The 9,549-nt window shown below is 41.0% G+C and carries 10 protein-coding genes; 1 reads left to right on the top strand and 9 read right to left on the bottom strand.

Translation table 11 applies throughout. The features are described 5' to 3' along the window. Window positions 1-634 (top strand): DUF6753 family protein (locus WBA89_RS27650; protein WP_424410838.1); only part of this gene is annotated, 634 nt, incomplete at its 5' end. A 55-nt stretch (window positions 635-689) separates the two neighbouring features. Here the strand turns inward: WBA89_RS27650 and WBA89_RS27645 are convergent. From WBA89_RS27645 to WBA89_RS27605, 9 genes are all read right to left on the bottom strand, one after another. Further along, window positions 690-1,298 (bottom strand): non-canonical purine NTP pyrophosphatase, encoded by a 609-nt coding sequence (locus WBA89_RS27645; protein ID WP_424410837.1) that lies wholly within the window; start codon window positions 1,296-1,298, stop codon window positions 690-692. Window positions 1,299-1,324: 26 nt separating this feature from the next. After that, window positions 1,325-2,116, bottom strand: coding sequence for a hypothetical protein (locus WBA89_RS27640; RefSeq protein ID WP_424410836.1), 792 nt, complete (start codon window positions 2,114-2,116; stop codon window positions 1,325-1,327). Window positions 2,117-2,119: 3 nt separating this feature from the next. Continuing rightward, the gene (locus tag WBA89_RS27635) at window positions 2,120-3,130 is read right to left on the bottom strand and encodes a thymidylate synthase (protein WP_424410835.1); all 1,011 of its coding nucleotides are present in this window, start codon (window positions 3,128-3,130) and stop codon (window positions 2,120-2,122) included. Window positions 3,131-3,178: 48 nt separating this feature from the next. Next, the gene (locus WBA89_RS27630) at window positions 3,179-4,195 is read right to left on the bottom strand and encodes a radical SAM protein (RefSeq protein WP_424410834.1); all 1,017 of its coding nucleotides are present in this window, start codon (window positions 4,193-4,195) and stop codon (window positions 3,179-3,181) included. Between the two features lie 18 nt (window positions 4,196-4,213). Continuing rightward, window positions 4,214-5,536 carry a methyltransferase domain-containing protein gene (locus WBA89_RS27625; protein WP_424410833.1) on the bottom strand — a complete coding sequence of 441 codons (1,323 nt, stop codon included), beginning with the start codon at window positions 5,534-5,536 and terminating at the stop codon, window positions 4,214-4,216. A gap of 12 nt (window positions 5,537-5,548) precedes the next feature. Further along, window positions 5,549-7,096 carry an Eco57I restriction-modification methylase domain-containing protein gene (locus WBA89_RS27620; protein WP_424410832.1) on the bottom strand — a complete coding sequence of 516 codons (1,548 nt, stop codon included), beginning with the start codon at window positions 7,094-7,096 and terminating at the stop codon, window positions 5,549-5,551. After that, complete coding sequence (locus WBA89_RS27615) at window positions 7,093-8,055, bottom strand: XamI family restriction endonuclease (protein WP_424410831.1); 963 nt, start codon at window positions 8,053-8,055, stop codon at window positions 7,093-7,095. Before WBA89_RS27615 ends, WBA89_RS27620 begins: the two co-directional genes overlap by 4 nt. A 95-nt stretch (window positions 8,056-8,150) precedes the next feature. After that, window positions 8,151-8,885: a response regulator gene (locus WBA89_RS27610; protein WP_371123321.1), complete on the bottom strand. Its 735-nt coding sequence runs from the start codon at window positions 8,883-8,885 to the stop codon at window positions 8,151-8,153. Window positions 8,886-8,979: 94 nt separating this feature from the next. Next, the coding region (locus tag WBA89_RS27605) for a sensor histidine kinase (protein WP_424410830.1) at window positions 8,980-9,549 on the bottom strand (570 nt) is incomplete at its 5' end.

Raw genomic sequence — 9,549 nt, 5'->3', positions numbered from 1 at the left:
GGGGCAATCTGAGGAGTATCGGCGCAAGGTTTTGGAGTTGGCTTTTAAGGGGAAAATTGAGCCAACTGACCCGATTTTTCTGATTTTGTTGGCTACTGGCCGGTTGGAAGTGCTGATTCAAGAGAGTCCAAAACCGGAGGATTTTGAGTTAGCATTCGATCGGTGGGTGGGGCGGATTAATAAGACTTTGGCAAGTTACGAGCGAGTGGCGGTTGAGAAGCAAGAGGGGCAAATTGCTGAGGTTGTCAATTCTCTGGTGCGTCAGACGGAATTGACAAGGGTGGCGACATCTGCGTGTTCTTTGGTGGCAGCGGCGGGTATCCTATTGACGACGTTGGGTATAGGTGCTTTGATGGGATGGATGGGTTTACTTTGGTTGCAAGGAGGGTTTGCGCCAGGGGAGGCGGTTCATTTGACTCAGGAGCAGGCGGAGGCTTTGCGGTGGGCGACTAGCGGTGATGGGAAGTTTGCTCGGAATTTGATGAAGTGGAATTCGGATAGTCTTGCTAATTTAGAATGTAAAAAAGATGTCAAGCGTTTGGGGGTGACTTTGGAAGTTGCGGGAAGGCCAGCTACAGAAGGATTTTGTACAATTTGGGTGGAGCCTATAGAAAGGCGAAAATTTAAGGATTAAACCCAAGCAATAAAGTTATTTGCCCAATTCACAGGGTTACAAATTAGGGCTTTCTTTAAAGACACTTAGCAGCCTGAATTATTTTACTTACTTTCTCATAGATAGGATGAAGACGCTTACTTTCTTCTTCAGGTGTAAAATCTCGGTATATTTTTCCTATAAGAGGATTATAGATAATGGAACTTAATGGGTAGCCAGGAACGATTGGTAAACTAGGGTCTTCTAAAAATTTTTCACATAATTGTACTTTTGCAGAAAACTCTTGCCCATTTGGTAATACTAAACAGATGGCGAATATCCATGTTGCAGTTCGGTTTTCTGGTGGAATGTTTTTTATTCTTTTTAAGTAAAGATTTAAGAGTTCATCGTCAGTTAATTCCTTTCCCATGTACCGCCTAACATTAGTTCCTGGCTGCTGTTCTGGCGAGAGGCCACCCATATATAGTGCTTCATCCACGCTTAATGTTGGTAGTCCAGTGGATTTAGCGTATGCCCTTGCTTTTTTAGAAGCATTTTCTTCAGCCGTCATTCCATCTTCTATGATAATGGGCAGTGTTATATAAATATCTCTTAGAGATAAAACCTCTAAGTCTGGCATTTGGCTTAGAATAGTTTTATATCTATTGAATTTGGCAGAATTTTTTGTGCCAATAAGTATCTTCATAATAGCCAGTATAATCCTCTCGTGAGCTAGATATCTGGTTGAAAATTTCTTCTACTCCACAACCAAAGAGGTGTGTGGATATCAATTGGGCATAACTCAGTACCAGAAAGGATTTCCTGCCATGCAATAGCTACTTTTGAACGAATTGCGTTATGGTCATCACTTTCTTCAATAACTCCGAGCATAATACTGGCTTGAATTACATGAGTATCTGGAGCAATTGAAAGGCAATTTTTATTTTTTAGTTTTGAATTCGTATATTGTGAAATTACATAGAGCCAGTAATTAGCTATTTTTTGACCACTTAGATAGGGAAACTCTTTTTTTCGGTTGATTTGTACTTCTTTAAGGATTAAATCAATGTTATTATCATTAGCAGTAAATAGGTTTCTTACATCCCCTTGGTAATATTTTACTAGAGTTTCAGAAATTGTCCGCCATATATTAGTGTGTCTATTTGGTTGGAGAGCAACCTTATGTTTGACGAGAGCCGCACGAAGCTTTTCTTCAGAAGTTACTACGACTTGCTCTGGTATAAATACAAAATGTGTTTCTGGATCTTCATACGTAGTAAGAGCACCCTCCCATAATTTGTAAGAGTTACGCTGATAATTCAATGCCATTGGTAAAGTAAAGTAGTGGAAATTATCCTTTGATGACTTATCTAAGCCAGGATTTGCATCTTCAGGCATTTTCTCTCCACCAAGAAGACCTAGTGCATGATATTCTCGGAGTTTCCTTACAGCAGATATTATTTCTAAAGATGTCTTTTTAACCGGATTGGAACCTTCAAATAAGTTTAGTTGTTTATAAAGCATAGATTATTTCTCACTTGATTTACAAAAATGTCTTGAGTAATATTCAGGTAGATATGATAGATATAACTTAATATCTGCTCCTACCTTAGTTAGGTTCGCTATAACTAATATTAATAGTACCTCCTTCCAGTAATTGGGTATATCTGGTAAATCTAAATTGCATTTACCTGAGCTATGTTTAATTTTACTACGAATTTCTTTTTCGCAGTAAAATATAGTGTTTATCATTTGTAACGGGCTTACTGTTTTTGGCATCTGAGGGGCAGGAATGTATATATTAGAACTTGATATGCTCTCTTCATTAAGAACTTTATGCACTAATTCTTGTTCATCAAGGTAATAGTGTAATGAGCCACATACATGATGGTAAGTTCCTAAAGTGAGTCCTAATTCTACAGCTAACACTTCTTGGAGAAAAGTAAAGACGAAAACATCATAGGGAAGAACCATTGCTGCTGACTGCGATCTCATGTATGCAACAGTATGTAACTTGTCATCTCTTTGAAAAAATTGAATTGCTATTGGGCATGGGATGTCTTTAGAAACTGCTTGATTGTCAACTGGTTGATATATTGCTGCGACGGTTCTACGAGAGTAAGGATCTGTTTTTAAGCGGTTAATAATAGCCGCAATCTGATTAATTCCGTCTGTATTAAATAACCTTTTTCCGTGAGCGCCGTATAGAGTTAGGTGGTCATCTGAAAATTGTTTACCTCTATCATTATAAAAGTTAATAAAATCTAGACTATCTGAACCAGCTATTGTCCAAATACAGTTTGCTATTGCAAAAGGTAAATTTATTGGCTTTGATTCCTGGAAAATAGCCCGCTCATGGGGATGTTCAATTGCGAACGAGTACCCAATAATTTCCTTAGTTTTTCTAACTTCATTCCCAAACCTTGAACCGATCGACATAGGATCAGTTGTAGAATTTACTTCAGTCCCTTGTGTGATTAAATCACATAAAATTTCCTTATATGCTAAATTTAGATTTGAAAAGGATTTCTTGCTCATACTAATTGTATAAAAAATAATTGACGTTAATGTGTTCCATTTGCGTTCTTATTGAATTAGCGCTTGATAACAGGGTAACTTCAATTGAGAAGATGAGAAACGTTTCGTTAGCCCTTTTTTCCAAACCTTGAGTGCATAATATTGGTTTTTTTCTAGTGCTATTTCTTCAGAGCTTTTCATTCGGGAAACAGTGGGAGAATAGGGTTTAATCTTTAGAGGCGATACCCGTAAAGGCAAGTTGGGATGGATATTTTGAAGTTCATCTAGCAATCTTTCCATTTTTTCATCTAATTGATCTAAGTTACTTGATGTAAGTACCAAGTACACATACACATCAAGCCCACTTTTTACTAATCTCTTTAGTATTTCTAATTGACGATAGAAGTGTTCTGACGGAGCTTTGGTATTAAAATGGAATGATTCAGGATCATAACCTTTTAAGCAGCCAACTCTTCCAAAGTTTTTATAATTCTTCATAAACTCCCAATCTTCATCTTGAAGAAAAGTCCAAGCGTAGTCGTTACTAAGGTTGTCGTCTAACCATAGATAAGTCCTTTTGTCAAGTTCAGCTTCGATTAAAGCCTTCATCATCCAAGGAGTCCACTCAGGTGTAAGATCAGGTTGCCCTCCACTCAAACGGATTACTCTAGGAATAAAAGTTTCTTTTTTGAGTAATTTAACTAGAGACTCGCAAGTAAAGTATTTAGCTCGTTTGATGTCAGCAGCTAAAAGTCGGTAATCTACAAAACAGAACCAACATCGATAGTTACAGCCTGCACTCTGAAATACTTGTATAACACTGGCTTCTTCTAGAGAAATACCTAACCTCCATGAGGCTGGATAGTAGGGTAAAACAATTTCTCCCCAATTGTCTTCTGGTAGTATTGACTTGTGCCACACTCGACCATAACCATCACAATTAATATTGTGGACATCGGAAGCTTGATCTGAGTTGAGTAAATTTGATATCAGTATAGCTTTCTCGTCTTCTTGCAGTAGTAGTGAACGTAGCCTCAGTCCAAAGCTATCTACATTTATTGAATTCTCTTTTGCTAGATTAGACATCGTATACCCTCTTTTAGGCTAAGCTTTCTTACGTACTGTGACCATTTGAAGAATAGGTAGATCATCAAGTTCTATAAATAACCTACTTGCTGCTTGTGTTAATGCTGGAGATATGATGCGGCTATATTTGCTTAATTCCCTACCGTAAGCAACCTCGAATTTTTCAATCTGAAAGCCACAAGAAACTATCAGTTGTCGTAATTCATCATCAGTGTAAGTAAATGAACATACTCTAGCTACGAGACCAGAAGAGTGCATAAATTTAGTTGATGCTTGAGAATAAATATCACTTTGTCGAATTGCATCTGACCATATCTTTGATGGTGAATTGAATATGAAAACGCCATTATTTACCAGAATCCTAAAAACCTCATTGAGAGCTTCTTTGCGGAGAAAAGGGTCTGCCAAGCTAGACACTACAAAATTGAATGATTGCTCGGCAAAAGGTAAATTAAAAGCAGATCCAATAACTTTCACCAGTCCACTCGAATGAGGCTTGATAAATGAAAGCATTTGAGGAGATATATCAATAACTACAACAGTAGAAAAGTTTTCTTGAAGAATAGGGACTAGATGACCTCTACCAGATCCCAAATCTAGTACAGGCTGGTCTCGCCTTGCATACTGTTCAATTTGAGATTTAAAAAATGTCAGACTAAGGTCGTGAAAATTAGCTGTAGTAATACGTTTATCGTCGGAAAATTCTTCAGCAATTAAATCGTATCCTAACTGATTTATAGTATCAAAATCTTTTAAGTTTAAGGCTGAAGTAGATATTTTTTGAACTAGGCTGTATAAAAAATAATCTTTTAGTGAGTTCGGTGTTGATATTAGATCAATTGTTAGGACAATATCGAAAGGATAGGAATAAGGATCGAGGGAATTATAAAATTCTTGATCCTCCCTAAACCTAGCTAATCTGTCAGAAGATAAAAACTGGGAATTATGTTCAGCCTCTTTCCAGAACCTATCTAGAGATTTGGGTAAAAGCAAAACGGAAATTGTGTCTGTTAAAATATTTTTTAATTTAGCGTGGTTTTTTGGATGAATCTCTTTAATAACAATCCTTTGGCTTTGAAGAATTTCAGTAATTGATTTGTAAGCCATTGCATAGTAATTACCATAAATTTCATCAACTGTAACAAACTTGTTGTTAATTCTTAATTTTTCAAATTCATCAAATGAAACGTACTCATATTCGTCACGGTTTTCATCAGACCTACGCGGTCTTGTTGTGTATGATTTAGGACGCAAAAATAAATTTTCTTGTTCAATTAACGAATCAATAAATCTACTTTTTCCAATACCAGTAGGTCCACCAACTAAAATAATCTGTGCCATGATCTTGCCCATTTATTGATTATTTCTTAATATCTCAATAATCTTGAGAGATACCACATTACCCAACTCCTTTGGTTCCACCTTATGCAGTCCACCCCCATACACGCGACCCTCACCCATTAACGCCTGATCGGAAATGCGATCGAGCGCCGACCACACCTCTTTGAGCAATTCTGGCTGATCTAAAAGCACTTTGGCAAGAGCAGGTTTAGGATACAACATCAAGTAAACATTGGTAGCCGTCGCCCTTGAATGATTGAGGATAAATCGAAAAGGTCTACCTCTACCCGTATCCTGACGACCCATATAGGTACAAAGAAACGGGGAAGGGGGACGCTTTTCCTGAGTATACCAGGGAGAGCGATGCTTGCACAGATAGCGATCGCAAATTTCCTCCCTCACCCCCACCTGCAAATATTCCCAAAGCGACGGATACTTAGCTTTCACCTCCAAAGGGGGCAAATCACAAGAAAGCAGGAATAACAGGCGATCGAGAATCGGATTTCCCAAGCCATCGCCCTCAATCTCATCAACTGATAACAGCCGGGGACTAGGCAAAACTGGTTTGAGAAATTCAAAGGGCAATTGGTAAGCAGAAACTTGCTCTGGTGTCAACACAAAAAAATTGTTCGCTCCCGTCGCCAGCCCCCGTTTGATAGTGAATAAGTCCTTAAGTTTCAACGGCTGCTCTTGAGAATTCACACTACCAGACATCAATCCAAACTTAGTCCATTTAGCTGCACTGCGTAGCGACTCCACCGACACGATCAGCGACATTTTAGATGCTGTCAAACTCCCTCCATAGGTAAACTCAACAGCATGATTAGCAGGTGGCAAAGCTTTCTTAAACCAAACCACTGCTGACGTACATAGTGCATCTTCAAACTGCACGTCAGCAGCATCGAAACAGTGAATTCGCAGTAGAGTAACGCGATTTAGCAAGTAATCTTTAATTTGCTGTCCGTAATTCACATCCATAAATCCACTGGGAATCAGCCACCCCGCTAAGCCGCCAACAGCCATACTCGCATCCGCAATGCACAAAAAATGGCAGTAAAGACTAGCCAACTGACTGAGTTTAACTCCCGCTGTTTGCTGTGCTAGCTGTTGCAGCCGCAGCTTTTCAACTCGGTTCAAATGATGGTGTCGGGTATATGGAGGATTGCAAATGACTAAGTTAGCTTTTTCCTCGTCAGAGTTAGGGGGTATCGCTTGGGTAAAGTCAGCGATATTCAGATGTAGCGAAGTGTCACTCCAAAGCTTAATCGCTTCGTTTCCGTAATGGGGGTCAATTTCATAGCCGACTGCTTTAACAATTTGCGATCGCCCAAATTGCTGCAATAATGCCGAATAAAAAGAACCTGTGCCAAAAGCTGGGTCGAGAAAACGAATTTTAATGTCTGACGGCAACAGCATTGAAGCATATTTGAGAATATCTGCTGCCAGTGTTGGAGGTGTAGCAAACTGACCTAGCTTATTTCGCTGAACCTGAGTTCGAGCTCCATCCAGTTGCGATTGCCGCAACATTCGTGTCAATTCAATTGTTGCAGTTACATTCATATTTCAAATAGCGCTAAATCATCAATCCGATGTTCCCAAACCCAGTCAATTCCTTCTGCCGCTTCGTAACCCAAATAGCCACTGTCAAAGTAACCGCAAAGAAACAAAATAAAACGCACGTTATTGCCGTAGTTGCTCCTCAATTGAGTCATTTTAATAGCTTCTTCTTTGCGTCGCTTATTGGGATTGGTATAATCACCGGCGGATTTCGCTTCAATCAATAACGGGAATTCACCAAGGATAGAATTAATTGGCGCGAGCGCAACGTCAATAGGGATATTAATTTGTTTGCTACCGGACTGTAAAAGTACCGGGATATTGAGCCGAAACGAGAAAGTCCCCGGTTGCATTGTCTCAAAACTTAATCCGGCTCCTCCTCTAACGTAGGAATAACCGCGCTGTTCCAGCCATTGCCTGATCGTAGCAAGCTGCCTTCGTTCTTGAGCGTTGCGAACGATCGGGTCAGAAATAGCACCGCAAAGGCGATCTGCTACAATTGTTGCTGCTTTTTGAACTTCACTATCAGTTGGCTGCTGTCCGCTTTCTAGCCAAGGAAAAATATCTTTGTCGAGCAGCCGTGCAATAATTTGACTGATTTTTGTTAGTTCAGCATCCAGAGTTGTAATGTCTGCCCGGGGCGGAATTCGCTGTTTTTCTTCCATATTTTTGACCAGGTTGGGCGACACTCCTGCTAAACCGATCAGGCGATCTTGCGCAATTGGCGGCGCTGCCGCCATGCGTAAAATGGGCAAAACCTCTGGATGCTGTCCCAGTAATGCGGGCGTGATGTTGGTCAGATTGGCTGTCTCTGCTAAGGCGGATTCAACTTGTTGAGTTGTAGCAATGCGAGTGTCGCGGTAGGCTTTTGGAGCGAACTGCATGAACCAATTGTTATAGAAGTCTACCGACAGGGCAATATCGGGTTTCCACAAGTGTGGTTTGTCGGCATTAACTGGCACTGCATCTCCTCTAATCGCGACCCTCGCCTAAATAGCTTAGATTGCTGGAACGTCTCTGTTGTATTATCCACCAAGCGGTTGCTCTTGAAGCGGATTTAGTCAACTAAACCCGCGCGAAGGGCTCTGACAGCCGCTTGAGTGCGATCGTCGCAAGACAGCTTGTTGAGAATATTACGCACGTGAGTTTTCACAGTACCGAGAGAAATGTATAGCTGCTTGCAAATTTCCTCATTGCTGGACCCTTCAACAATCAGCTCTATAACCTCTTTTTCTCGTTCTGTTAAAGGGTTCGCCATTAACAACTGACTGTACTCTGGATCGACTCCATTGATTGACACGGTGGAGATGGCGGCTTTGGTGACAGATTCCTTGAAAGGATTATTCATGCGAGCCAAAACGATTCTGGCAATTGAAGAATCGATCCAGTTTTCGCCAGCATTTGTCTCAACAACGGCTTCCACCAACTTTTCAAAACTGACATCTTTCATGCAGTAAGAATCGGCTCCCGCTGCAAAAGCTGCCAGCACCGATTCTTCGTTATCCTGCATAGTCAAAATCAACACTTTCGGTTGGTTATCCACGCTGGGGGTTTTTGGAGTTTGTATGTATTCTTTGAACCTTTTTGTCAGTTCAATCCCATCTACTAACCCCGGTAGTCCGATATCAACGATCGCTACATCAGGCCGGGTTTTCTCCAGTAAAGTTATCCCTTGCAGGCCGTTAGCTGCCTCTCCGATAAATTCGAGTTCTTCGCAGTCTTCTAAAGCTGCTTTGATTCCGGCCCTTGTCAGGTGGTGGTCTTCAATTAAGGCAACACTAATTTTATTCATGGTTGATTTGTTTAAAAAAAGGACAATTGTACTTCAGCGACACGAGTGTGTCCAAGGTAGAACGTATGCGCTCTTTTGTATCCAAACAAAACTTTTAGAGCGAGATGGGGAGCCGTACAGTAAATGTGCTGCCTTGGCCCACCGTTGATGTCACGTCAATGCTGCCAGAGTGGGCTTCTACAATCCGGCTTGACAAGTGCAGTCCCAGGCCGCAACCTGCTCTAGCATGGTTTCCGGTGCGAAATCGTTCAAACAGCGAGGCTTGTTCTGAGGCTCTGATGCCGGGGCCGGTGTCTGCTACGCTAATGCTTACCGACTTGGCATCTGGACGGACAACGACTTTCACACAACCAAAATCGGTGAATTTAATGGCATTTCCGACTAAGTTGGTGATGACTCGGCGGAGTTCGAGGCGATCGCCCTCAATCCGCAGCGGTTGCGAGTCTGGCTCGTCGCAGGTTAGGATAAGTCCTTTGTCAATAGCCACAGCTTCCAGTTCCTTGACGACTTCTTTGACCAGTTTTTTGAGGTCAAAAGGGGCGATCGCGAGAGTCTTGCAACCAGATTCAAATCGGTGAACCTCCAGTAAAGTATTGACCAACGAAAGCAAATTTTTGTTGCTGCTGCCGATAGTTGCGATCGCCTCTACCGCTTGAAGGGGTAG

This window comes from Microcoleus sp., from assembly GCF_049646505.1.
GTDB lineage: Bacteria > Cyanobacteriota > Cyanobacteriia > Cyanobacteriales > Microcoleaceae > Microcoleus.
This window is presented reverse-complemented; position numbering and strand designations above follow the sequence as displayed.

Excerpts from the sequence above, each read along its gene's own strand:
- WBA89_RS27640 (WP_424410836.1), bottom strand. The coding sequence starts at position 2,116 with ATGCTTTATAAACAACTAAACTTATTTGAAGGTTCCAATCCGGTTAAA.
- WBA89_RS27630 (WP_424410834.1), bottom strand. The coding sequence starts at position 4,195 with ATGTCTAATCTAGCAAAAGAGAATTCAATAAATGTAGATAGCTTTGGA.
- WBA89_RS27620 (WP_424410832.1), bottom strand. The coding sequence starts at position 7,096 with ATGAATGTAACTGCAACAATTGAATTGACACGAATGTTGCGGCAATCG.
- WBA89_RS27625 (WP_424410833.1), bottom strand. The coding sequence starts at position 5,536 with ATGGCACAGATTATTTTAGTTGGTGGACCTACTGGTATTGGAAAAAGT.
- WBA89_RS27645 (WP_424410837.1), bottom strand. The coding sequence starts at position 1,298 with ATGAAGATACTTATTGGCACAAAAAATTCTGCCAAATTCAATAGATAT.
- WBA89_RS27610 (WP_371123321.1), bottom strand. The coding sequence starts at position 8,885 with ATGAATAAAATTAGTGTTGCCTTAATTGAAGACCACCACCTGACAAGG.
- WBA89_RS27635 (WP_424410835.1), bottom strand. The coding sequence starts at position 3,130 with ATGAGCAAGAAATCCTTTTCAAATCTAAATTTAGCATATAAGGAAATT.